Raw genomic sequence first — 23,355 nt, forward strand, 5'->3', positions numbered from 1 at the left:
CGCACACCAGGCGGGGGTGTCCTACGGTGGACATCCGCGTGAGTCATGAGACACACACGAACGAGACGGAGGAATTGTGGCCCTTCCCCAGTTGACCGATGAGCAGCGCGCTGCTGCTCTGGAGAAGGCGGCTGCCGCCCGTCGCGCCCGGGCTGAGCTCAAGGAGCGCCTGAAGCGTGGCGGCACCGACCTCAAGCAGGTGCTCAAGGATGCCGAGAGCGACGAGATCCTCGGCAAGATGAAGGTCTCGGCGCTGCTCGAGGCCCTGCCCAAGGTCGGCAAGGTCAAGGCTCAGGAGATCATGACCGAGCTTGAGATCGCGCCGACGCGCCGTCTGCGTGGTCTCGGTGACCGCCAGCGTCGCGCACTGCTCGAGCGGTTCGACTTCACGGTCGACTGATCGACGCATGAATACACCGTCGTCCGGGGACACCCCGGAGACGGCGGCGAAGAGGGGCCGGCTGATCGTCTTGGCTGGCCCCTCCGCCGTCGGAAAATCCACCGTTGTCGCGCGCCTACGCGAGTGCGTCCCGGAACTCTATTTCAGCGTGTCGATGACCACCCGGGCCCCGCGGCCCGGCGAGGTCGACGGGCGGGACTATTACTTCGTGTCCACGGACGATTTCCAGGACGCCGTCGCCGGCGGTCGGATGCTGGAGTGGGCGGAGATCCACCGCGGCCTGCAACTGTCCGGCACCCCCGCCGAGCCGGTGAAACGGGCGCTCGAGGAGGGTCGGCCGGTCCTCATCGAGGTGGACCTCGCCGGTGTCCGACAGATTCGCGACTCGATTCCCGAGGGCAGAACCGTGTTCTTGGCTCCGCCGTCGTGGGAGGAACTCGAGGTTCGGCTGCGCGGTCGGGGCACCGAGCCACACGATGTGGTGGCCCGCAGACTCGAGACCGCGAAGGTCGAGATGGATGCCAGTCACGAGTTCGACGTGGTCGTCGTCAACGACGAACTCGAGAAGGCCGTCGACGAGTTGGTATCATTGCTGGTCGGCCGCGACTAGCGGCGAACCCAGCGTCACCCGGGTGTCATCGACGACACCGACCCCAGGCAGTACCCCAGAGGAGAACCCATAGTGGCCACCACCGAAGCCGCAGCGGCCACCCCGCTGTACGACACCCCGATCGGCATCACGAATCCCCCGATCGACGAACTGCTCGAGCGGGCGTCCTCGAAGTACGCACTCGTGATCTTCGCCGCCAAGCGGGCGCGCCAGATCAACTCGTACTACAACCAGATCGAGGAGGGCATCCTCGAGTACGTCGGCCCACTGGTCGACCCGGGGCTGCACGAGAAGCCCCTGACCATCGCGCTGCGTGAGCTGCACTCCGACCTGCTCGATTGCGCCGAGGGCGAGTGAGCCCCTCCGGGGACGACATGCGCGGCCCGCGCGTCGTCGTCGGAGTCGGCGGCGGGATCGCCGCCTACAAGTCCTGTGGCCTGATCCGGCTCCTCTCCGAGTCCGGGTGCCACGTCGACGTCGTCCCCACCGAGGCGGCCCTGCGATTCGTCGGGTCCGCCACCTTCGAGGCGCTGTCCGGGAACCCGGTATCCACCGGGGTGTTCTCGGACGTGCCGTCGGTCCGCCACGTCGCCCTCGGGCAACGGGCGGACCTCGTCGTCGTCGCTCCCGCCACCGCGGACCTGTTGGCCCGCGCGGCGAGCGGGCGCGCCGACGATCTCCTCACCTCCACACTCCTCACCGCCCGCTGTCCGGTGCTTCTCGCCCCGGCCATGCACACCGAGATGTGGGAGCACCCAGCGACGCGTCGCAACGTCGATACCCTCCGGGGCGACGGCATCCACGTCATGCCGCCGGCGTCCGGCCGGCTCACCGGTGCCGACACCGGCGCCGGGCGACTGCCGGAGCCCGCCGACATCGCGCGGTTGGCCCGACTCCTCCTCGACGGCGGTTCCCTGCCGTGGGACCTCGCCGGCAAAAGCATCGTCGTCACCTCCGGCGGTACACGCGAGGAGATTGACCCCGTGCGCTTCCTCGGTAACCGCAGCTCGGGCAAGCAGGGTCACGCGATCGCCGCGGTGGCCGCCGCCCGGGGAGCGAGGGTGACCCTGGTGACGTCCTCCGATCTGCCTACCCCGCCCGCGGTAGACGTCGTGCACATCGAGTCCGCCCTCGAACTGCGGGAGCAGACGCTGCGCGCAGCCGCGGGGGCGGACGTGATCGTCAAGGCCGCCGCCGTCGCCGACTTCCGGCCTACTGACGTCTCCGACTCCAAGCTCAAGAAAGGCGGCGAATCGGAGCCCGCGGAGATCCGCCTCAGGCGGAACCCGGACATTCTCGCCGACCTGGTCTCCGCGCGTGCGGCGGGGGACATCCCGGCCGACTGCGTGCTCGTGGGTTTCGCCGCCGAGACCGGGGACGCCTCGGGCACGGTCCTAGAGCACGGCCGCGCCAAGCTCGCCCGGAAAGGGTGCGACCTGCTCGTCGTCAACGAGGTCGGACGGGGCACCACCTTCGGGCAGGACGTCAACGGCGGCTGGATCCTCGACTCGGACGGTGGCGAGATCCACCTGGAGCGCGCGAGCAAGGACCTGTTGGCCGACCGTCTTCTCGACGAGATCGTGGGGATCGCAGACGGGCGGACCGGGCGGAGTAACGCGGACCGCACCAACTAGTCTGTTTTCACGCGATCGGCACCGATCACACGCGATCCGACCATGGAAGAGAGAACCACTGTGACGCAGGCACGTCGGCTGTTCACCAGCGAGTCCGTGACCGAGGGGCATCCGGACAAGATCTGTGACGCGATCTCAGATTCGATCCTGGACGCGATGCTGGAGCAGGACCCGGCGGCCCGGGTGGCCGTGGAGACGATGGTCACCACCGGCATGGTTCACGTAGCCGGCGAGGTCAAGACCACCGGTTACGTGGAGATCCCGCAGCTCATCCGCGACAAGATCGTCGAGATCGGCTACGACTCCTCGGACAAGGGCTTCGACGGCGTCTCCTGCGGCGTGTCGATCTCGATCGGGCAGCAGTCGCCGGAGATCGCCCAGGGCGTCGACAACTCCCACGAGGCCCGCACCTCCACGGACTCGGTCGAGGACGCCATCGCCCGGCAAGGCGCCGGCGACCAGGGCCTGATGTTCGGCTACGCCTGCTCGGACACCCCCGAGCTCATGCCGCTGCCCATCGCCCTGGCCCACCGCCTCTCGCGGCGACTGACCGAGGTGCGCAAGGACGGCACGCTGGCCTACCTGCGCCCGGACGGCAAGACCCAGGTCACCATCGAGTACGACGGCGACCGCGCGGTGCGGCTGGACACCATCGTCATCTCCACCCAGCACGCCGACGGCATCGATCTGGAGACCACCCTGCGGGACGACCTCACGCAGCACGTGATCGACCCGGTCCTGGCCGAGGCCGCCGGCGGGATCGACACCGCCGACTTCCGGCTGCTGGTCAACCCGACCGGCCGATTCGTGCTCGGGGGCCCGATGGGCGACGCCGGTCTGACCGGACGCAAGATCATCGTGGACACCTACGGCGGCATGGCCCGCCACGGGGGTGGCGCCTTCTCGGGCAAGGACCCCTCCAAGGTGGATCGCTCCGCCGCCTACGCCATGCGCTGGGTTGCCAAGAACATCGTCGCCGCCGGCCTGGCCGAGCGCGTCGAGGTCCAGGTCGCCTACGCCATCGGCAAGGCCGCCCCGGTCGGGCTGTTCGTCGAGGCGTTCGGCACCGAGAAGGTCGACATCGACCGGCTCCAGCAGGCGGTGACCGAAGTGTTCGACCTGAGGCCCGGAGCGATCATCCGCGACCTGGACCTCAAGCGTCCGATTTACGCCCCCACGGCCGCCTACGGACACTTCGGCCGCACGGACATCGACCTGCCCTGGGAGCGCACCGACCGCGTCGACGAACTCAGACAGGCCGCCGGACTCTGACGCCGTCACCCCGTGTGTCGTAGCGGGGTGCGAGGATTCCGGACGTGACCACCACGCGCCCAGCGACCCGGGTCGCGGCGGCTGACGCCCCCGTTGCCCGGGTCCTGCCGTTGCTCGGGATCCCTCACCTCGACCGGGAATTCGACTACCTGGTACCCGAGGCCCTCTCCGCCGAGGCAGCCCCGGGGGTGCGGGTGCGGGTGAGGTTCGCCGGCCGGCTGGTCGACGGTTTCCTCATCGAGCGGCGCGCGCAAAGCGATCACCAGGGGGATCTCGCCTGGCTCGAACGCGTCGTCTCACCCGAGCCCGTCCTCACCCCGGCCCTGCTCCGGTTGGTCGACCTGGTCGCGCGGCGGTGGGTGGGCATGCGCTCGGACGTGATCCGGTTGGCGATCCCGCCGCGCCATGCCGCCGCCGAGAAGTCGGTCCCGGAGCCGGGGCCGCCCCTCGGGATATCGGCGGGGCCGGTCGAGTTGCCGGAGGGGTGGGGCGACCACCCGATGGTCGCGAGGTTCCTCGAGGCCGCGACCGGCGCCGTCCCCGCCCGCGGGGTGTGGACGGTCCCACCGGGACGGGACTGGGCCCGGGCCCTGGCGACCCTCGCCGATTCCCTGCGTCGTCGTGGGCTCCAGGTCCTTCTGATCGTCCCGGACCAGCGGGACGTCGACCGCCTCACCGCGGCCTGTCGGGAGGTCGTCGGGGGCGGCGCGGCAGGTCGGGACCTCGTGACGGATCTGTCCGCCGGCGTTGGGCCGTCCGCCCGGTACCGACGCTGGCTGCGGGCGATCCGTGGCCACGCCCGGATCGTCGTGGGGACCCGGAGCGCGGTCTTCGCCCCCCTGCCCGAACTCGGGCTCATCGTGCTGCACGACGACGGGGACGACTCGTTCGTCGAACCGCGTGCTCCGTATCCCCACACGCGTGACGTCGCCGCGCAACGATCGGCCCTCGAAAGCGTGCCCCTGTTGCTGTCGTCGGTGGATCGGACCCCCGAGGTCGCCCAGTACGTCCGCTCTGGGTGGGCGCACGAGATCCGCCCGCGCCCAGGACTGGCCCGCGAGCTCGCCCCCCGCGTGGTCGCTGTGACCGACGCCGATCCCGTACAGGCCCGCGACGTCGCGGGGGGCCGCACGCGGCTGCCGGCCGTGGCGCTGACCATGGCCCGGGAGGCGATCGACGTGGACGCCCCGGTCCTCGTGCAGGTGCCCCGGAAGGGGTACATCCCCACCTTGCTGTGCGGGTCGTGCCGGACCCCGGCGCGGTGTCGCCGGTGCAACGGCCCGCTCCGCGCCGGGCGGATGGACGAGGTCTACGGACCTGTGGAGCTGGCGTGCGGATGGTGCGGGGCCCCCGAGCCGAGCTTCCGCTGCGTGGCCTGCGGATCGCGGGCGCTGCGGGCCGGGGTGGTGGGGGCCGGCCGCACCGCCGAAGAGCTGGGCAGGATGTTCCCCGGTGTCCGGATCCGCACGAGCGGGGGAGGGGAGATCCTGGACACCGTGCCCGCGAGCCCGGCCATCATCGTGACCACGCCGGGAGCGGAACCGGTCGCCGAGGGAGGATATGGAGCCGCACTGCTCCTGGACTCGTGGGCGCTTCTCGGACGACCCGACCTCCGTGCCGTCCAGCACGCCCTGCGACTGTGGATCGGGGCCGCCGGGCTCGTGCGTCCCGCCGACGAGGGCGGCAGGGTGTTCCTGTCCGCCGATTCCGAGTCCGCGGTCGCCCAGGCGCTGATCCGTTGGGATCCCCAGGGTTGGGCCGAACGGGAGCTCGCAGACCGCGCCGAGGTCGGCTTCCCACCGGCGGTACACATGATCGCGGTCGACGGTCCGGCCGCCGCGCTCGCCGAGGTACTCGAGGACTTCCGTCTCACCGACAGTGTCGAGGTGTTGGGTCCGGTGGATCTGCCCGCGGGGGAGGAGCTCCCCGGTCATGACGAGGTGGAGGACCCGGAGCGCGTCCTTTTCCGGGTACCCCCGCCCGTCCTCGCCGAGGTCGCCGCCGAGCTCCACGCACTGGTCCTCCGACGCTCCGGACGCCGCCACAGCCACCCGGTCCGGGTCCGTCTGGACCCCGTCCACATTGGCTGACCGCCCCGCCGTAGGCTCGGTCGACCGCCGACGACGGCGCACGCCGACGGAGCGCCTAGAATGGCCGTTCAGCACCGACGCCTGCCAGGAGACCCGATACGCATGACCGTCCATCCCGTCCGGCTCTTCGGCGACCCGGTCCTCCGCACCCCCGCCGACCCAGTCACCTCCTTCGACGACAGGCTGGCACGCACCGTGGCGGACCTCATGGACACCGTCGCGCACGAGGAGGGCGCCGGACTCGCGGCGCCCCAGATCGGTCTGTCCACCCGCGTGTTCGTCTTCAGCTGCGGCGGGCGCGAGGGACACCTGGTCAACCCTGAATGGGAGCCGATCGGCGAGGACACGACGCAGGTGAAGGAAGGATGCCTGTCGATCCCGGGGGTGTCCCTGCCCACCGAGAGGTTCGCCCGCGTGCGCGCCCGGGGTTTCGACGCGCACGGTAAGCACGTCAGCTTCGAGGCCGAGGGCATCCTCGCCCGCGCCGTGCAGCACGAGACCGACCATCTTGACGGCGTCCTGTTCCTCCAGCGACTCACCCCGGAAAGTCGACGAGCCGCTATGGCCGAGATCCGCTCGGCCAGCTGGTTCGGCAGCGCGGCGGTGAGCGGCGGCATCATCTACGACCAGCTCGCCGACGCATTGGCGGTGAGGTGACGATGCGCCTCGTCTTCGCAGGCACCCCAGAGGTCGCCGTGCCCTCCCTCACTGCGCTGTTGGACAGCGACCGCCACGAGGTGGTCGCCGTGATCTCACGCCCGGACGCCCGCACCGGCCGCGGCCGGGGACTGTCGCGAAGCCCCGTGGCAGCCGCCGCCGACGCCGCGGGGATCGACGTCCTCACCCCGACGAACGTCCGCGACCCCGAGTTCGCCGAGATGCTGCGAGACCTTGCGCCCGACGCGGTGCCGGTGGTCGCCTATGGCAACCTCGTTCCCCGGCCCGTGCTCGACATCCCCACCCACGGGTGGATCAACCTGCACTTCTCCCTTCTCCCCGCATGGAGAGGAGCCGCCCCGGTCAACGCCGCCATCGCAGCCGGCGACGAGGTCACCGGAGCGACCACGTTCCTGCTGGACGAGGGCATGGACACCGGCCCGGTGCTCGGAACTATGACCGAGACCGTCAGGCCCCGCGACACGGCCGGTGAGCTCCTCGGTCGGCTGGCCGAGTCCGGCGCCGGGCTACTGGCTGCAACCCTCGACGGGATCGAGGCAGGGGAACTGCGCGCGGTCCCCCAACCGACGGATGGCGCCTCCCATGCGCCGAAGCTCACCGTCGACGACGCCCGCGTTCGGTGGTCCGATCCCGCACTGGCCGTCGATCGGCACATCCGTTCGGTCACCCCGGCCCCCGGCGCGTGGACGACCCTCGGCGGTGAGCGGGTGAAAATCGGTTCGGCCCGCCCTGGCGGCGACGGCTCCACGGACCTCGGCCCCGGCTGTATCGCCTGGGATAAAAAGTCCTTCCAGGTCGGCACAGCGACGGTACCGATGACCATCGAGACCATCCAGCCCCCGGGGAAGAAGATGATGAACGCTCTCGACTGGGTACGGGGCGCCCGCCTCGACGAGGACGTGGTGTTCGAGTGAGCGCCGACGACCGCCAGGGCCGCGGGCAGGGCCCCGAGCCCCGCCGCAGTGGCGGGCGGGGACGGCCGAAGGGCAGCGGAGGCAACCGCCCGCACTCGGACCGCCGGCGACGTCCGGACTCCCAGCCGCAGAAGCCACAGAAGAAGCCCCGGCCGGATTCCCGGACCGTCGCGCTGGCGGTGATGGTGGCCGTACGGGAACGCGCCGCCTACGCCAACTTGGCCCTGCCGGCGGAACTGCGCCGTGCCGGACTGGACGCGCGCGACGCCGCGCTGGCCACCGAGCTGACCTACGGCACGCTGCGTGCGCAGGGGCTGCTCGATCGGGTGATCGCACTCGCGGCGTCCCGACCCACCGAGGAGATCGACCCGCCGGTCCTCGACATCGTGCGGTTGGGCGCATATCAGTTGCTGTTCACCCGTATCGGCGCGCACGCCGCCGTCGACACCAGCGTGGAGGCCGCACGAACCGCCGGGTTGGGTCGGGCGGGAGCGTTCGTCAACGCGGTCCTGCGCAAGGTCGCGGCCAAGGATCTGGAATCGTGGGTCGACACGCTGCGCGACGGTGTGACCGACCCCGTGGCGCGCATGGCTATCGGAACCGCCCACCCCGAGTGGATCGCCCGCGCATTCGCGGACTCACTCGGGGCTGCGGCCGCAGAGCTGCCCGAACTACTCGCGGCTGATGACGCCCGGCCGAAGGTCCACCTGGCCGCACGCCCAGGCGCGATCACGGGCGAGGAACTGGCGCTGGTCACCGGGGGCACCGAGGGCGAGCTGTCACCGTACGCAGTGCACCTGGATTCCGGTGACCCCGGAGCGCTCGACGCCGTGCGCGAAGGGTTCGCCGCGGTCCAGGACGAGGGCAGCCAACTGGTGGCGCTGGTCGCTGCCAGCGCCCCGCTGACCGGACCGGACAAGGGGAGGTGGCTTGACCTCGCCGCCGGGCCCGGAGGCAAGGCGGTCATGATGGGCGCGCTCGCGGAGATCGAGCAGGCGACGCTCACCGGGGTGGAGATCTCCGAGCACCGTGCAGACCTCGTCCGCCGCGCCACCAAGGACCTGCCGGTGACCGTGCACACCGCCGACGGCCGCGACCCGGGTCTGGAGCCGGGCTTCGATCGCATCCTCCTCGATGCTCCATGTTCTGGACTGGGCGCCCTGCGTCGTCGACCAGAGGCGCGGTGGCGCAAGACCGCCGCCGACATCCCCGGCCTGGTTACGCTCCAGCGTGAACTCCTCGATTCGGCCCTGCGCCTGGTCCGGCCGGGAGGGGTCGTCCTCTACGCGACCTGCTCTCCCCACCTGTCGGAGACGGTGTCGGTGGTCCGTGAGTTCGCCCGCCGGGACGACGTCGACCTACTGGACGTCCGTGAGATTCTCTCCGACGTTGTCGGCCACCCGGTCGATGGTCTAGGCGCGGGCCCGTGGGTGCAGCTGTGGCCGCATCGTCACGGGACCGACGCGATGTTCATGGCTGCACTGCGGCGGCGGGGCTGATCGCCGCCCCGCCAGGCGGGGCCCGGTCCTCGGACGAGATGCGCCGACGCGTCCCGCCTAGACTGGGCGGCATGTCGTACCAGCCGCTCATCGCGCCGTCGATCCTGTCCGCCGACTTCGCCCGCCTGGACCGGGAGATCGAGCGCATCCCTTCCGCCGACTGGATTCATGTTGACGTGATGGACGGTCACTTCGTGCCCAACCTGTCCTTCGGCGCCCCGGTGGCGAAGGCGGTGGGGAAGGTCACGGACAAACCGATGGACTGCCATCTCATGATCGAGGACCCGGCGCGCTGGGTCGGCGACTACGTGGACGCCGGTGCGTTCAACGTCACCTTCCACGTGGAGGCCACCGACGACCCCAAGGCCGTCGCCGATCTGCTGCACGCGAAGGGGTGCAAGGCGGGCGTCTCCATCAAGCCCGGCACGCCCGCCGAGTTGTGCTTCGAACTGCTCGACCACGTAGACCTCGTCCTGGTGATGAGTGTCGAGCCGGGATTCGGCGGCCAGAAGTTCATGCCCGAGGTTTTAGACAAGGTCCGTTCGCTGCGTGCGGAGATCGACCGGCGCGGCCTCGACGTGCTCATCCAGATCGACGGCGGCATCGACGCGGGCACCATCACCGAGTGCGCGGCGGCGGGGTGCGACGTGTTCGTGGCCGGATCGGCTGTCTACGGTGCACCAGACCCCGATGAGATGATCGAGACCCTGCGCTCCGAGGCGCTCGACGCGCGGGCGTGACGATGCCGCGCGATCCGGGGGTTGCGAAGGCGCCGGTGACGAGTACGCCCGTCGCCGACGCCCGTAGCCGCGAGCGGAGCGCCCTCGCCGAGGCGCTCACCGTTTCCGCCTCGGCATTGGGGGTGTGCACCCCTAATCCGCCGGTCGGCGCGGTGGTGCTCGATGCCGACGGTGCGGTCGTGGGCACTGGCGCCACCGAGGCTCCGGGGGGACGCCACGCCGAGGTGGTGGCCCTGGACAACGCCGGGGATCGTGCACGGGGCGGAACTATCGTGGTGACGTTGGAGCCGTGTGACCACCACGGACGCACCGGACCGTGCACCGGTCGCATCCTCGCCGCCGGGCTCGCACGCGTGGTCTACGCGGTGTCCGACCCCAACCCCGAGGCGTCCGGCGGTGCCGGGACGCTGCGGCGCGCGGGGGTCGAGGTCGCACTGGCCGACGACGACGAGGTGGCCGCTTCCCGCAGTGGCCCACTGAGGGCGTGGCTACACCGTCAGGCCCATGGCCGGCCCCTCGTCACCTGGAAGTACGCAGCGAGCCTGGACGGCAGGGTGGCGGCGGCGGACGGAACGAGCAAGTGGATCACCGGGCCCGTTTCGCGCAGCCACGCCCACGCCAGGCGGCAGGAGATCGACGCCCTCGTCGTCGGGACCGGAACGCTTCGCGCCGACGACCCGTCGCTCACCGCCCGCACCGACGACGGACGGCTCACCGCTCGTCAGCCCCTCCGAGCAGTGATGGGGCTCTCCGACGTGCCTGTCGACTCAGCGGTCCGCGGGACTGACGGCCGGTTCCGACACCTGGCCACCCGCGACCCCGCCGAAGCGCTGGGTCTGCTCGGCGACGTCTCCCACGTCCTCATCGAGGGTGGACCCCGGCTCGCGGGCGCGTTCCTCGCCGCCGAGCTGGTCGACGAGGTCGACGCCTACCTCGCGCCCCTAGTACTGGGAGCGGGCCGCCCGGCCGTTTCCGGCGCCGGGGTTGACACGCTCTCCGCCGCCCACGGTTTCCGGATCCGCGAGACCACGGTCCTGGGCGACGACGTCCACCTGCACCTGACACGACCCGCGAACGCGATCGCACCAACGAGAGGACCCCGCTGATGTTCACCGGAATCGTGGAGGAACTCGGAACGCTCGACTCGATTGAGACGACAGGGGACTCCGCCCGCCTCCGCATACAGGGACCACTGGTCACCGCCGACGCCCACCACGGCGATTCCATCGCCGTCAACGGTGTATGCCTGACCGTGACCGAGTGGCGGCCGGGGGAGTACTTCGACGCCGACGTGATGGCCGAGACTCTTGACCGGACCGCCCTCGGCGCGCTCTCCCCGGGCGACCCCGTCAACCTCGAACGCGCCATGCGCGCGGACGCTCGGTTCGGCGGGCACATCGTCCAGGGACACGTCGACGGCACCGGCCGCGTGATCAGCCGCGTGGAACACGAGCACTGGCACGTCGTGCGGATCTCGCTACCGGCCGACCTCAGTCGGTACGTGGTGGAGAAGGGGTCCATCACGGTCTCCGGGACCTCGCTGACGGTGTCCGCGATCAGCGCCACGGACGAGCCCGATCCATGGTTCGACGTGTCCCTCATCCCCACTACCCTCGACGCGACGATCCTTGGCGGGCTGGGCGAGGGAGATCCGGTCAATCTCGAGGTGGACGTGCTGGCCAAGTACGTCGAGCGACTGCTCGGCGGACGCGGTGGGGGGTCACAGTGACCGGATGCGCCATACTTGAGCCCGCGCCCGCGGCCGCCGCCCGGGACCGTCAGACATAGGAGAATCCGCAGCAGTGACCACCTTCGACGGCATTGAGCGAGCCATCGCCGACATCGCGGCGGGACGGGCCGTGGTGGTGGTGGACAGTGAGGACCGCGAGAACGAGGGCGATCTGATCTTCGCCGCCGAACTCGCCACGCCCGAACTGATGGGCTTTCTCGTGCGGTACTCCTCCGGCTACGTGTGCGTCGCACTCGAGGCCGAGGACTGTCTTCGGCTGGACCTGCCGCCGATGCGCGCCATTAACGAGGACCGCCACGACACCGCCTACACCGTGACCGTCGACGCACGCACCGGTGTCTCCACCGGCATCTCGGCCGCCGACCGCGCCCGGACCGCGATGCTGCTCGCCGCCGAGGACACCGTGCCCGGTGACTTCACTCGACCAGGTCACGTGGTGCCGTTGCGCGCCCGGCCCGGCGGCGTGCTCACCCGGCCCGGCCATACAGAAGCCGCGGTGGACCTGGCGCGCCTGGCGGGCCTGCGACCCGCTGGTGTCATCTGCGAGATCGTCTCCGAGGACGACCCCACCTCCATGGCGCGCACCCCCGAACTCCGGCGGTTCGCCGATGAACACGGGCTCGCAATGGTCACCATCGAGGCCCTGCAGTCCTGGCGGCGCGCGCACGAGGTCCAGGTGGTGCACGAAGCCGCGGCCCGGATCCCGACCCCGGCGGGCACGATGTTCGCGCACGGATACCGCGACACGCTGCAGGGGGTGGAACACGTGGCCATGGTCGCGGGCGATATCTCCGGGGATGAGCCGGTCTCAGTTCGCATTCACTCCGAGTGCCTGACCGGTGACGTCTTTCACTCGCTGCGCTGCGACTGCGGGCCGCAGCTCGACGCGGCGGTCGCCGCGGTGTGCGAGGAGGGGCGCGGGGTGGTTCTCTACATGCGTGGACACGAGGGCCGAGGGATCGGCCTGGTCCAGAAGTTACGCGCCTACCAGTTACAGGACTCGGGGCGTGACACGGTCGATGCCAACCTCGATCTTGGCCTGCCCGCCGACGCCCGCGACTTCAGCTTGGCCGCGCAGATGCTCCGCGACCTCGGGGTGACCCGCGTACGTCTGATGACCAACAACCCCGCCAAGGCGGACGCACTGCGGGCCGGTGGGGTGGAGGTGGTCGCCCGGGTGCCCATGCCCACGGCCGTCACCTCGGAGAACGTGAGGTACCTGCGCACCAAGCGCGACCGGATGGGCCACCTGCTCGAGGGGCTCGACGAGGGACCCGCCGGTCCGGCCGGCGCGGATGTGGACGGAGAGGATCAGCGATGAGCGGCAGCGGTAGACCGGAACTGGTGGTCCCTGACGCCCGCGGGCTGCGGCTCGGCGTGGTGGCCTCGACATGGCACCAAGAGATCTGTACGCAACTGGTGGACCGCGCGCTCGCTGTCGCCGAGGCCTCCGGCGCAGTGACCACGATGGCCAGAGTGACAGGCGCCGTCGAGTTGCCGGTCGTGGCCCAGGAACTCGCACGGACACACGACGCCGTGGTCGCACTCGGCGTGGTCATCCGGGGTGCGACGCCGCATTTCGACTTCGTGTGCCGCTCCGTGACCGACGGTCTAACCCGCGTCGCACTCGATGAGGCCACTCCCGTTGCCCACGGGGTGCTCACGACCGACGACGAGGACCAGGCCCGCGACCGAGACGGTCACGAAGGGGCCACCGAGGACAAGGGGGGAGAGGCCGTGGCCGCCGCTCTCGGCGCCGCCATCACCCTCCGCGACCTCAGGACCGGTCGATGAACGAGACCTGGGAGTTCGAGCACCGGCCCCGCAGGATGCGCAGCACCGCGATCGCAGTGTCAGTGCTCATCGTCATCGTCCACATGGTCTGGGCGGTCGTCCTGGTCCGCGGAGACACCGGGGTGACGATCGGTCTCGCCGACCAACTGGCCTTCGTGGTGATCGGCTTCATCTTCGCCGGTCTCCTGCTCACTCTCCTGCGGATCCGCGTACGGGTCGGGCCGCAGGGCGTCGAGTTACGTGGCCCGCTTCGGCTGCGGACCTGGGGCTGGGACGACATCGTGGGACTGACCTTCCCCCGATCCAGTTACTGGCCCCGGCTCGAGCTACCCGCCTACGAACACGCCGGTATCTGGGCCATTCAGACCATCGACGGTCAGTACGGGATCGACGGCATGGCGCGCCTGCGCGAGGCCGTCCGCGCCCACAAACCCTCGGCCGCCGATCCCGAGACCGTCGCCGACCGCTGATACGCCGTGGCCGATCCGCGTACCTACCGCCCGGCCCCAGGCTCGATCCCCACTGAGCCGGGGGTCTACCGCTTCCGTGACGAACACGGACGCGTCATCTACGTCGGGAAGGCCAAGAATCTCCGTAGTCGGCTGAGCTCCTATTTCGCCGACCTGTCCGTGCTGCACCCTCGGACACGGCAGATGGTCCTCGCCGCAGCCGGCGTGCAGTGGACGGTCGTGGCCACCGAAGTGGAGGCCCTGCAGCTCGAATACACGTGGATCAAGAAATACGACCCGCGGTTCAATGTCCGTTACCGCGACGACAAGACCTATCCCATGCTGGCGGTCACCGTCGGCGAGGAGTTCCCTCGGGCATTCGTCTACCGGGGTCCCCGGCGCCCGGGCACTCGCTACTTCGGGCCCTACTCGCACGCATGGGCGATCCGTGACACGCTCGACACGCTGCAGCGAGTGTTCCCCGTCCGCTCGTGTTCGGCCGGGGTGTTCAAACGGCAGGCACAGCTCGGAAGACCTTGCCTACTCGGGTACATCGACAAATGCGCGGCGCCGTGCATCGGTCGGGTCACCCCGGACGAACACCGGGTGATCGTCAACGAACTCATCGACTTCCTCGCCGGACGCACCGACTCGATCATGCGCCGCATAGAGAAGCGGATGCTCGAGGCCTCCGCGGATCTCGATTTCGAGCGAGCCGCGCGACTTCGTGACGATCTCGGCGCCATGCGACGCGCCATGGAGAAGCAGTCTGTCGTCCTGGGCGACGGCACGGATGCCGACGTGGTGGGCGTCGAGGTCGACGAACTGCAGGTCTCGGTCCAGGTCTTCCACGTTCGTGGGGGTCGTATCCGTGGTCAGCGCGGGTGGGTGGTCGAACACGCACACGGGGTGGACGAGGACGGCGAGTTCGACGCGTCCAGGGCCGTGCCCGGTGTCGTGTCCGACTACCTCGCCCAGTTCTACGGTGGCGAGGCCGACCTTGCCGAGGCGGCCGAATCCGGCGACATCGCGGCCGCCGTTCCCCGCGAGGTGCTGGTGCCCGCCCTGCCCGAGGACTCGGAGGAGCTCGCCGACTGGCTCTCGGGCCTGCGCGGGGCCCGTGTCTCGCTACGGGTGCCGCAGCGAGGCGACAAGCGAGCCCTGGCCGAGACCGTCCACCGCAACGCCGTCGAGGCGCTGACGCAGCACAAGCTGCGCCGCAGCGGCGACCTCACCGCCCGTTCCGCAGCGCTGCAGGAGATCCAGGAGACCCTCGAGTTGGATTCGGCACCGCTGCGAATCGAATGCGTCGACATCTCCCACACCCAGGGCACCGACGTTATGGCATCGCTCGTGGTCTTCGAGGACGGCATTCCACGCAAGAGTGACTACCGCCTTTATCGCATTCGCGACGCAGCCGGTGACGGCCATTCCGACGATGTCGGGAGCATCGCGGAGGTCACCCGTCGCCGCTTCCGACGCCACCACGAGGACCCCGCCACCACCCCGGACGAGGCCGATGGTCCAGTCGATGACGTTGGCATCGACTCGGAGACGGCCCCCGCCGCGCGTCGGTTCGCCTATCCGCCGCAGCTCTTCGTGGTCGACGGCGGTCGACCCCAGGTGGAGGCGGCCGCGGAGGTCCTGTCCGAGCTCGGGGTCACCGATGTCCCGGTGATCGGCATCGCAAAGCGCCTCGAGGAGATCTGGCTGCCCGGCGAGGAGTATCCCGTGATCTTCCCGCGCCACGGGGAGGGCCTGTTCCTCCTGCAGCGGCTCCGCGACGAGGCCCACAGGTTCGCGATCCGGGCACACCGCGGCGCGCGGTCCAAGCGGATGACCGCGTCCGTGCTCGATGACGTTCCGGGGCTCGGGCCCACGCGGCGGGCGGCGTTGGTGGAGAAGTTTCCCACCGTGTCCGCGTTGCGGGCAGCGAGCACCGACGAGCTGTGCGCAGTGCCGGGGATCGGACCGGGGGTCGCTGCCGCGATCCGCGCGACGCTCGACTCCGGTGCTGAGCCCACGGACACGGCCGCCACCGACGTGCAAGACTCAGGCGAAGGACCCGACCGGGGCCGGACTGACAACGCGAGGTGACGCACGATGAACGACAGTGCTGGTGACGGCCGCGGTGTGCAGGAGCGCGAACTCCTGTTGATCAGCGGTATGTCGGGGGCCGGCAAGGGGACCGCGTCCAAGGTTCTCGAGGAGTTCGGCTGGTACGTCGTCGACAATCTGCCGCTGGCATTCGTGGCCGAGCTGGTCGCGCGAGTCGAGATATCCGACGACGGACCCCACCGTCTGGCGATCGTCGCCGATACGCGCAGTCTCGGGTTCGACGAGCACCTCGGCGAGCTTCTCGAACTGTTCGGCGGGCGACCACAGGCGCGAATCCTGTTCCTCGAGGCCTCCGACGAGGCACTCGTCAGCCGGTTCAACAATGTCCGTCGCTCCCACCCCCTCCAGTCCGGAGGCGGGCTGATCGACGGCATCACCCGCGAGCGCAGGATCCTCGAGGGTCTCCGCGGACGCGCCGACGTCGTCGTGGACACCACCGCTCTCAGCGTGCACGACCTCCGCCACCGTCTGGAGACCCCCTTTGGTGACCTCGGGTTCGACTTCCACCTGACAGTCGAGTCGTTCGGGTTCAAGTACGGCGTCCCGGTGGATGTAGACATGCTGCTCGACATGCGGTTCCTGCCCAATCCGCATTGGATACCCGAACTCCAGCCGCACACCGGGCGCGACAAGTCCGTCCAGGACTACGTTCTCGCCGACGAGACAATCGAGGAGTACCTCCGCGCCGCGGTCACCATGATCCGGCTGGCCATGACCGGGTACCGGCGTGAGGGCAAGCGCTATATGACTATCGCTGTCGGCTGCACCGGTGGTAAGCACCGCAGCGTGGCCATCTCCGAGTCGCTCGCGCACAGACTCTCCGGGCTGGGCGCGGTGGACGTCCACGTGCGCCACCGCGACCTCGGGCGGGAGTGAGGACAGCCGTGCCAAACGTCAGCGGCAGCGCCGCCACCAGCACCATCCCTTCGCTCGTGGCACTCGGGGGCGGCCACGGCCTGTCCGCGACCCTGCGCGCCGCGCGGCTCGTCGCCGACCACATCACCGCGGTGGTGACGGTCGCCGACGACGGCGGCTCCTCAGGGCGCCTACGACGCGAACTCGGCATCCTCCCGCCGGGAGACCTACGGATGGCCCTGTGTGCCCTCGCCGCCGATGACGACGAGGACACGCTGCTCACGAGACTCTTCCAACATCGCTACGGGGGGACCGGAGCCCTGGCAGGACACGCGGTGGGCAACCTCGTCTTCGCCGGACTGTGGGAGCTGCTGGGCGATCCGATCGACGCGCTCGACGCAGTGGGCTCGATCCTCGGCGTCACGGGCCGCGTACTCCCGATGTCCCCAGTTGCACTCGACATCGCGGCGGAGGTGGTCGGCCTCGAAGCCGACCCCCGCGTCGTCAGGACGATCATCGGGCAGGTTGCGGTCGCGACGACCCCGGGCAGCGTCCGCCGCGTCACGCTCATCCCCGACGCTCCGCCGGCCGCGGAGGGCGTGGTCGAGGCGATCGCGGGCGCGGACCTGGTGGTCCTCGGCCCCGGATCGTGGTTCACCAGCGTCATCCCCAATGTGCTCGTGCCGGAGATCGCCGCAGCCCTCAGGCAGACCACGGCGACCAAAGCCCTGGTCCTCAACCTCGCACCCCAGCCGGGGGAGACCGCCGGGTTCTCCGCCGAGCAGCACCTGCATGTTCTACGTCAGCACGCGCCGGAGGTCGACTTCGACATCTTGCTTGTCGACTCAAGGATGCCGCTGAGTGCCACCGAACGCGAGCATCTCGAGCGGGCCGCGGCGGGGCTCGGAGCCCGTGTGATGACCGCGGAGATCGCCAAGACCGCAACGGATGGGACGATGAGGCCTGTCCACGACCCCGCACTGCTGGCTTCGGCGCTCGCCGACTCGGTGCGATGAGGGGCGGGGCCATGACTCGAGAACGAAGGAGCAGGGCGTGTCGCTGACCGCGCAGGTCAAGTCCGAACTGGTGAGGGTCCCGGTGGGGAACTCCGAGACCAGGAAGGCCGAGGTGGCCGCACTGCTGAGGTTCGCCGGCACCCTCCAAGTCCTGTCCAATCGCCTCGTCATCGAGGCGGAGGTGGACTCCGGGGAGATCGCGGATCGTCTCGCCGGTGAACTCGACGACCTGTTCTCCGTCTCCTGTGAGATCCACCCGATCGGGGCCTCGGGTGGGCGCCCCGCTCGCAAGTTCGTCCTGCGGGTCATCGACCGCGGCGCCGACCTCGCCCGTCAGCTCGGGCTGGTCGACAACGCCGGTCGGACGGTCCGGGGCCTGCCGGCTGCGGTCGTCGGCGGCTCCGTCGCAGCCGCCGAAGCGGCGTGGCGAGGTGCGTTCCTCGCTCACGGATCACTCACCAAGCCCGGCCGCTCCTCCGCTCTGGAGGTCACCGCTCCGGGGGCGGAGGCGGCGATGGCGCTTGTCGGGGCCGCGCGCCGGCTCGGTGTGACCGCCAAGGCCCGCGAGGTCCGAGGCGGGGACCGCGTGGTGATCCGGGACGGCGAAGCGATCGGGGTGCTCCTGGCGCGTCTGGGCGCGTCCTCCACCAGGGAAATCTGGGAAGAACGTCGCTCTCGCGGCGAGGTCCGCGCTACCGCCAACCGGCTCGCCAACTTCGACGACGCGAATCTCCGGCGTTCGGCCCGGGCCGCGGTGGCCGCGGCTGCCCGTGTCCAACGCGCCCTCGAGATCCTCGCCGAGGATGTCCCCGACCATCTGCTCTCCGCCGGTGAACTCCGCGTGCAGCACCGCCAGTCCTCGCTCGAGGAGCTCGGTCAGCTCGCGGATCCGCCCATGACCAAGGACGCTGTCGCCGGTCGCATCAGGAGGTTGCTGTCCATGGCGGACCGCAAAGCCGCCGAACTCGGGATCCCGGACACCGAGTCCGTCGTCACCGAGGACATGCTCGACGACGCCTGATCCTCCCGCCGAGCACCCTGCACGGCAGCGATCCGCGGCGGGTAGTCTGGGTCACGTGCCGGGCTCCACCCGACCCCGGTGTCGTCAAGCGTTCTCGCACCACCAATAAGGAGACAACACGTGACCGTGCGCGTAGGCATCAACGGATTCGGACGTATCGGCCGCAACTTCTACCGCGCGGTGGAGGCTCTCAAGGCCGAAGGCAAGACGGACATCGAGATCGTGGCCGTCAACGACCTGACCACGAACGACATGCTCGCTCACCTCCTCAAGTACGACTCGATCCTCGGGCGCCTGGGCAAGGATGTCACCTTCGACGACAACTCCCTCACGGTCGGTGACACCAAGATCGGGGCCCTCGCGATCAAGGAGGGTCCGTCCTCCGTGCCGTGGGGCGACTACGGCGTCGACGTGGTCGTCGAGTCCACGGGCATCTTCACGTCCGCTGACAAGGCGCGCGGCCACCTCGACGGTGGGGCCAAGAAGGTCATCATCTCGGCGCCGGCCAAGAATGAGGACATCACGATCGTCATGGGCGTGAACGACGACCAGTACGACGGTTCGCAGACGATCATCTCCAACGCCTCCTGCACCACCAACTGCCTCGCCCCGGTCGCCAAGGTCCTGTCCGACGAGTTCGGCATCATCAAGGGCCTCATGACGACCGTCCACGCGTACACCCAGGACCAGAACCTCCAGGACGCGCCCCACAGCGACATGCGTCGCGCCCGCGCCGCCGCCATCAACATGGTGCCCACCTCCACCGGTGCGGCCAAGGCCGTAGCGCTGGTCCTGCCCGAGCTCAAGGGCAAGTTTGACGGCTACGCCGTGCGTGTCCCGCTGCCCACCGGCTCGCTCACCGACCTCACGGTCGAGCTCGAGAAGAAGGCCAGTGTCGACGAGGTCAACGCCGCGATCCGTGCTGCCGCCGAGGGACCCATGAAGGGCATCCTCAAGTACACCGAGGACCCGATCGTCTCCTCGGACATCGTCGGCGACCCGCACTCGTCCATCTTCGACGCGCCGCTGACCAAGGCGATCGACGGTCAGGTCAAGATCGCCTCCTGGTACGACAACGAGTGGGGTTACTCCAACCGCCTCGCCGACCTCATCGACCTGGTCGGCAAGTCGCTGTAAGACGGCTGCGCGGCTGACCACCCAGCATCACCACCGGGCCCGGTCCGGGACGCCACGAGCATCCCGGCCGGGCCCGGAGCGCATGGCTCGGTCCCGTTCCACTCCACATTCCCACCGTTCATCCGACAGGAGTTCCACCATATGGCCGTGAGCACGCTCAACGACCTGCTCGATGCCGGCGTAGAGGGTCGCAAGATTCTCGTCCGCTGCGACCTCAACGTCCCGCTCGACGGCAAGACCATCACCGATGCGGGTCGTATCACCGCGTCGCTGCCCACGCTCAACGCACTGCTCGACGCCGGTGCGGCACTGGTGATCACAGCGCATCTCGGCCGCCCCAAGGGTGAGGCCGATCCCGAGTTCTCGCTCGCCCCCGTGGCGGAGAAACTCGGAGACGAGCTAGGACGCTACGTTCAGCTCGCAGGCGATGTGGTGGGGCCGGATGCCCGCGAACGCGCCAATGGTCTGACCGATGGCGACGTGCTCCTGGTGGAGAACGTGCGGTTCGACCCGCGTGAGACGAGCAAGGACGAATCGCAACGAGCCGAATTCGCCGCGGAGCTCGCGAGCCTGGTGGGCGAGGACGGCGCGTTCGTCTCGAACGGCTTTGGCGTGGTGCACCGCGCCCAGGCCTCCGTGTACGACGTCGCCGCGGTCCTTCCGGCCTACGCCGGCGATCTCGTCCAGAGTGAAGTCGAGGTCCTCTCAAACCTCAGCGGCGACCCCGAACGCCCCTACGCGGTGGTGTTGGGCGGGTCCAAGGTGTCCGACAAAATCGCCGTGATCGAGGCCCTTGCACCCAAGGTCGACACCCTCGTAATCGGCGGTGGGATGTGCTTCACCTTCCTTGCAGCGCAGGGCCACGGAGTCGGCTCATCCCTGCTGCAGGAGGAGATGATCGACACCTGCAAGGACCTACTCGCCAAGTACGGCGACGTCATCAGCCTGCCCGTCGATGTGGTGGCGGCCGACGGGTTCGCCGCCGACGCTCCGCACACCACGGTCCCCGCCGACGCGATCCCCGACGGCAAGATGGGCCTGGACATCGGCCCCGAATCGGTCCAGGCGTTCACGGAGAAACTGTCCGTCGCCAAGACTGTGTTCTGGAACGGCCCCATGGGCGTGTTCGAATTCGAGGCATTCTCTGCCGGGACGCGGGGGGTTGCGGAGGCCATCATCACGGCGACCAGGAACGGCGCATTCTCGGTGGTCGGCGGCGGCGACTCCGCTGCGGCAGTACGCACGCTGGGCCTCGGCGAAGAGAACTTCTCCCACATCTCCACGGGCGGTGGAGCCTCGCTGGAGTACCTCGAGGGCAAGGAGCTGCCCGGGGTCACCGCCCTCGAGCGCAGTAATTGACCCGGACACCCGAGACCACAGGAGAGAAAATGGCACGCACCCCGCTCATCGCCGGCAACTGGAAGATGAACCTCAACCACCTCGAGGCGATCGCACTCGTGCAGAAGGTCGCCTTTGCACTCCCGGACAAGTATCTGGAGAAGGTGGACGTGGCGTTCATCCCCCCGTTCACCGACATCCGGGGCGTCCAGATAGTCATCGAGGGCGACAAGCTCGGCTTCGCCTACGGCGCCCAGGACGTCTCCGTCCACGAGTCCGGTGCTTACACAGGTGAGATCTCCGCAGCGATGCTCGCCAAGCTCGGCTGCACCTACGTTGTCGTGGGCCACTCCGAGCGTCGGGACTACCACGCGGAGACCGACGAGCTTGTCGCCGCTAAGTCGGCCGCCTGTCATCGGCATGGGCTGACCCCGATCGTGTGCGTCGGCGAGAAGTTGGAGGTACGAGAGGCCGGTGAGCACGTCGACTTCGTCGTCAACCAGCTCAAGGGATCGCTGGCCGGTCTGTCCAAGGACCAGTTGACCTCCACTGTGATTGCCTACGAACCGGTGTGGGCGATCGGGACCGGCAAGACCGCGTCGGCGGCCGACGCCCAGGAGGTCTGCGCCGCCATCCGTTCAGCTGTGGCGGACCTGTCCGACGCCTCGACGGCCGAGCAGATGCGGATCCTGTACGGAGGCAGCGTCAACGCGTCCAACGTCGCCGAGCTCCTTGAGCAGACCGATGTCGACGGCGGACTGGTGGGCGGGGCGTCGCTCAAACCCGACGAGTTCGCGCAGTTGTCCGCGATCGCCGCCGGCGGTCCTCTGCCCTGAGAAGTCCCGGCGCGCCGGTTCTTGACGGGCCGAGCGCGCCTGGATTAGACGCGGACACCCGACCGGGTAGTCTGTAGCGGTCGCACCCGACCGCCCGACCGACGTGAGGCACGATCTCTACATGAAGCTCGCCCTGGACATCTTCCTCGTCATCACCAGCCTGCTGCTGATGCTGTTCATCCTGCTGCACCGCGGCAAGGGTGGCGGCTTGTCCTCGCTGTTCGGCGGAGGTGTCCAGTCCAGCCTCTCCGGTTCCAGCGTCGTCGAGCGGAACCTCGACCGCGTCACGGTGGTCGTGGCGATCCTGTGGGTCATCGCCATCGTGGCGGTCGGGCTCATGGTCAGGTTCGGCTGACCGTCCAGTCCTATGGCGGGCCCTACCGGGCCGCCGAAGCGGGGTGCGTCCCTTCCGATCCATGGAAAGGACGCACCCCGCTTCTGTGTATTCAGCCCAGCATCGAGGCGGCCGGACCGTCCAGGTGGTAGGTGGTCGACTCCGTTCCCACCGCTCCGGCGACGGGCCAGTCCGCGGGATCGGCACCCCCGAGGCCGTTCGCCACGGCCTGGGCCTTCCCGTCCCCGGCGGCTACGACGAGGACGTGGCGCGACCGCCGCACGGCGGGGAGGGTGAAGGTGAGACGCTCCGGCGGGGGTTTGGGGCAGTCACGCACCCCCACCGCGAGCCGTTCCGATTCCTCGACGGCTGGGGTGTGCGGGAAGATGGAGTCGATGTGGCCTTCGGGCCCCATTCCCAGGAGGGTGACATCGAACAGGGGCTCATCGCCCGTGGGCAGCTCCACCGACGCAAGGAATGCCTCGGCCGCGGCATCGACGTCGTCGAACTCCGGGCCACGGGCCGGCCAACGGTGAACGGTGGCGCGGTCAGCGATCTCTCCGAGCAGGACGGCGTCCAGTTGCCCGTCGTTGCGTTCCGGGTCGTCGGCGGGGACGAAGCGCTCATCACCGAGATAAATGGTCACGCAATCCCAGTCGATGTCGCCGCCAGCGAGCGCGGCGGCGGTTTTCACACCGAGCGAGCCGCCCGTCAGGGACAGGGTCGCGCTCCCGGCCGCAGCGATCCGTTCGGTGAGGTGCCCGGCGACGGCGAGGGCTGCCGCTTCGGCGAGAGCCTCCACATCAGGGTGTACGAGATGACGGCTGACTGACATCGGCGCTCCTGTGGTGATGGTGTGAGTGGGAACTG

General features: G+C 69.5%; 24 protein-coding genes. 23 read left to right on the forward strand and 1 reads right to left on the reverse strand.

Annotated elements, in window-relative coordinates:
- The first annotated feature begins 76 nt into the window (after positions 1-76).
- The 23 genes from mihF (at position 77) to secG (ending at position 22,506) form a co-directional block, all read left to right on the forward strand.
- On the forward strand, positions 77-400 hold the full coding sequence (gene mihF, locus FQ137_RS10685; RefSeq protein WP_007631925.1) for an integration host factor, actinobacterial type: 324 nt from the start codon (positions 77-79) through the stop codon (positions 398-400).
- Positions 401-407: 7 nt separating this feature from the next.
- Positions 408-1,010, forward strand: coding sequence for a guanylate kinase (gmk, locus tag FQ137_RS10690; protein ID WP_149292361.1), 603 nt, complete (start codon positions 408-410; stop codon positions 1,008-1,010).
- Positions 1,011-1,082: 72 nt separating this feature from the next.
- Positions 1,083-1,367, forward strand: a complete 285-nt coding sequence (gene rpoZ / locus FQ137_RS10695; protein WP_061228655.1) for a DNA-directed RNA polymerase subunit omega — start codon at positions 1,083-1,085, stop codon at positions 1,365-1,367.
- Positions 1,364-2,644, forward strand: coding sequence for a bifunctional phosphopantothenoylcysteine decarboxylase/phosphopantothenate--cysteine ligase CoaBC (coaBC, locus tag FQ137_RS10700; protein ID WP_255583988.1), 1,281 nt, complete (start codon positions 1,364-1,366; stop codon positions 2,642-2,644). Before rpoZ ends, coaBC begins: the two co-directional genes overlap by 4 nt.
- Before the next feature lie 42 nt (positions 2,645-2,686).
- Positions 2,687-3,916, forward strand: coding sequence for a methionine adenosyltransferase (metK, locus tag FQ137_RS10705; protein ID WP_149292362.1), 1,230 nt, complete (start codon positions 2,687-2,689; stop codon positions 3,914-3,916).
- 44 nt (positions 3,917-3,960) lie between these two features.
- Entirely contained in the window at positions 3,961-6,006 is a 2,046-nt protein-coding gene (locus FQ137_RS10710) for a primosomal protein N' (RefSeq protein WP_149292363.1), read from the forward strand.
- Positions 6,007-6,108: 102 nt separating this feature from the next.
- Positions 6,109-6,663 (forward strand): peptide deformylase, encoded by a 555-nt coding sequence (gene def, locus FQ137_RS10715; RefSeq protein ID WP_149292364.1) that lies wholly within the window; start codon positions 6,109-6,111, stop codon positions 6,661-6,663.
- 2 nt (positions 6,664-6,665) lie between these two features.
- Positions 6,666-7,598 carry a methionyl-tRNA formyltransferase gene (fmt, locus tag FQ137_RS10720; RefSeq protein WP_149292365.1) on the forward strand — a complete coding sequence of 311 codons (933 nt, stop codon included), beginning with the start codon at positions 6,666-6,668 and terminating at the stop codon, positions 7,596-7,598.
- On the forward strand, positions 7,595-9,097 hold the full coding sequence (locus tag FQ137_RS10725) for an RsmB/NOP family class I SAM-dependent RNA methyltransferase (RefSeq protein WP_149292366.1): 1,503 nt from the start codon (positions 7,595-7,597) through the stop codon (positions 9,095-9,097). The genes fmt and FQ137_RS10725 overlap by 4 nt, the downstream gene beginning before the upstream one ends.
- A gap of 71 nt (positions 9,098-9,168) precedes the next feature.
- On the forward strand, positions 9,169-9,837 hold the full coding sequence (rpe, locus tag FQ137_RS10730) for a ribulose-phosphate 3-epimerase (protein ID WP_149292367.1): 669 nt from the start codon (positions 9,169-9,171) through the stop codon (positions 9,835-9,837).
- Between the two features lie 2 nt (positions 9,838-9,839).
- Positions 9,840-10,943 carry a bifunctional diaminohydroxyphosphoribosylaminopyrimidine deaminase/5-amino-6-(5-phosphoribosylamino)uracil reductase RibD gene (ribD, locus tag FQ137_RS10735; protein WP_149292792.1) on the forward strand — a complete coding sequence of 368 codons (1,104 nt, stop codon included), beginning with the start codon at positions 9,840-9,842 and terminating at the stop codon, positions 10,941-10,943.
- Positions 10,943-11,566, forward strand: a complete 624-nt coding sequence (locus tag FQ137_RS10740) for a riboflavin synthase (protein ID WP_149292368.1) — start codon at positions 10,943-10,945, stop codon at positions 11,564-11,566. The genes ribD and FQ137_RS10740 overlap by 1 nt, the downstream gene beginning before the upstream one ends.
- A 73-nt stretch (positions 11,567-11,639) precedes the next feature.
- Positions 11,640-12,908: a bifunctional 3,4-dihydroxy-2-butanone-4-phosphate synthase/GTP cyclohydrolase II gene (locus FQ137_RS10745; protein WP_149292369.1), complete on the forward strand. Its 1,269-nt coding sequence runs from the start codon at positions 11,640-11,642 to the stop codon at positions 12,906-12,908.
- Positions 12,905-13,381: a 6,7-dimethyl-8-ribityllumazine synthase gene (gene ribH, locus FQ137_RS10750; protein ID WP_149292370.1), complete on the forward strand. Its 477-nt coding sequence runs from the start codon at positions 12,905-12,907 to the stop codon at positions 13,379-13,381. The genes FQ137_RS10745 and ribH overlap by 4 nt, the downstream gene beginning before the upstream one ends.
- Positions 13,378-13,851 carry a PH domain-containing protein gene (locus FQ137_RS10755; RefSeq protein WP_149292371.1) on the forward strand — a complete coding sequence of 158 codons (474 nt, stop codon included), beginning with the start codon at positions 13,378-13,380 and terminating at the stop codon, positions 13,849-13,851. Before ribH ends, FQ137_RS10755 begins: the two co-directional genes overlap by 4 nt.
- Positions 13,852-13,857: 6 nt before the next feature.
- Entirely contained in the window at positions 13,858-15,927 is a 2,070-nt protein-coding gene (uvrC, locus tag FQ137_RS10760) for an excinuclease ABC subunit UvrC (protein ID WP_149292372.1), read from the forward strand.
- A gap of 6 nt (positions 15,928-15,933) precedes the next feature.
- A complete protein-coding gene (gene rapZ / locus FQ137_RS10765; protein WP_149292373.1) occupies positions 15,934-16,824 on the forward strand; it encodes an RNase adapter RapZ in 891 nt (296 codons plus the stop codon).
- Positions 16,825-16,832: 8 nt separating this feature from the next.
- Positions 16,833-17,819 (forward strand): uridine diphosphate-N-acetylglucosamine-binding protein YvcK, encoded by a 987-nt coding sequence (gene yvcK, locus FQ137_RS10770; RefSeq protein ID WP_149292374.1) that lies wholly within the window; start codon positions 16,833-16,835, stop codon positions 17,817-17,819.
- A gap of 37 nt (positions 17,820-17,856) precedes the next feature.
- Positions 17,857-18,840 (forward strand): DNA-binding protein WhiA, encoded by a 984-nt coding sequence (gene whiA / locus FQ137_RS10775; protein ID WP_149292375.1) that lies wholly within the window; start codon positions 17,857-17,859, stop codon positions 18,838-18,840.
- A gap of 120 nt (positions 18,841-18,960) precedes the next feature.
- Positions 18,961-19,977 (forward strand): type I glyceraldehyde-3-phosphate dehydrogenase, encoded by a 1,017-nt coding sequence (gene gap / locus FQ137_RS10780; protein ID WP_149292376.1) that lies wholly within the window; start codon positions 18,961-18,963, stop codon positions 19,975-19,977.
- A gap of 141 nt (positions 19,978-20,118) precedes the next feature.
- Positions 20,119-21,336 (forward strand): phosphoglycerate kinase, encoded by a 1,218-nt coding sequence (gene pgk / locus FQ137_RS10785; RefSeq protein ID WP_149292377.1) that lies wholly within the window; start codon positions 20,119-20,121, stop codon positions 21,334-21,336.
- A gap of 29 nt (positions 21,337-21,365) precedes the next feature.
- Positions 21,366-22,151 carry a triose-phosphate isomerase gene (gene tpiA / locus FQ137_RS10790; protein WP_149292378.1) on the forward strand — a complete coding sequence of 262 codons (786 nt, stop codon included), beginning with the start codon at positions 21,366-21,368 and terminating at the stop codon, positions 22,149-22,151.
- 121 nt (positions 22,152-22,272) lie between these two features.
- Positions 22,273-22,506: a preprotein translocase subunit SecG gene (gene secG, locus FQ137_RS10795; protein WP_149292379.1), complete on the forward strand. Its 234-nt coding sequence runs from the start codon at positions 22,273-22,275 to the stop codon at positions 22,504-22,506.
- A 91-nt stretch (positions 22,507-22,597) separates the two neighbouring features.
- Here secG and pgl read toward each other — a convergent pair whose 3' ends face one another.
- Positions 22,598-23,320 (reverse strand): 6-phosphogluconolactonase, encoded by a 723-nt coding sequence (pgl, locus tag FQ137_RS10800; RefSeq protein ID WP_149292380.1) that lies wholly within the window; start codon positions 23,318-23,320, stop codon positions 22,598-22,600.
- Between the last annotated feature and the right edge of the window lie 35 nt (positions 23,321-23,355).

Origin of the sequence: Dietzia sp. ANT_WB102 (assembly GCF_008369165.1) — a bacterium.
GTDB lineage: Bacteria > Actinomycetota > Actinomycetes > Mycobacteriales > Mycobacteriaceae > Dietzia.